General features: G+C 47.2%; 1 pseudogene. It reads left to right on the forward strand.

Going from position 1 to position 498, the window contains the following annotated elements:
* Positions 1–462 (forward strand): annotated as a pseudogene (locus tag B3P58_RS06575) (hypothetical protein); the annotation flags it as partial.
* Positions 463–498: the final 36 nt, after the last annotated feature.

Consider the following 498-nt stretch of genomic DNA (forward strand, 5'->3'; position numbering starts at 1 on the left):
GTCGGCACCGGCAGTAACGGTTCGATTACCGGTGCGCGGATGATTATTTCTACTATGTTTGCACGCCGGATTATTGCCGATGTTTATGTGGTGCGTGCCGATTATTTTGAAAAAAATAAAGCTGAGGTGCAGCGTTTTGTACAAACACTGATGAGCACTTCAGCTCAGCTGCAGGAGCTGATGCGCGATCTGTCCAATCCACAGAAACTGCAATTACTGGAAGCTTCAGCAGATATTTTACTGGGTGATAAAAACGCCCAGCCGGATATTGAAAACCTGTATTACGACGCGCAGTTTGTCGATAAGCAGGGCAATGTTGATTTCTTCAGTAATCCGCAATTTCCACATCGTCTGGAAGTACTGAATGAGCGGGTACAGGATGCGTTTAATGCGATGGGGTTGATTAAAACCAGAGCGCCGATGGCGAAAGCTGACTGGGATTATTCATTGCTGTCGGAGTAAAGGCCGCCGGGGCAGAGAACAAAAAAAACGAGCCAT

It is taken from the genome of Thalassolituus sp. UBA2009 (genome assembly GCF_002335285.1).
In the GTDB taxonomy this organism is placed as follows: Bacteria; Pseudomonadota; Gammaproteobacteria; order Pseudomonadales; family Oceanobacteraceae; genus Venatoribacter; species Venatoribacter alkanivorans.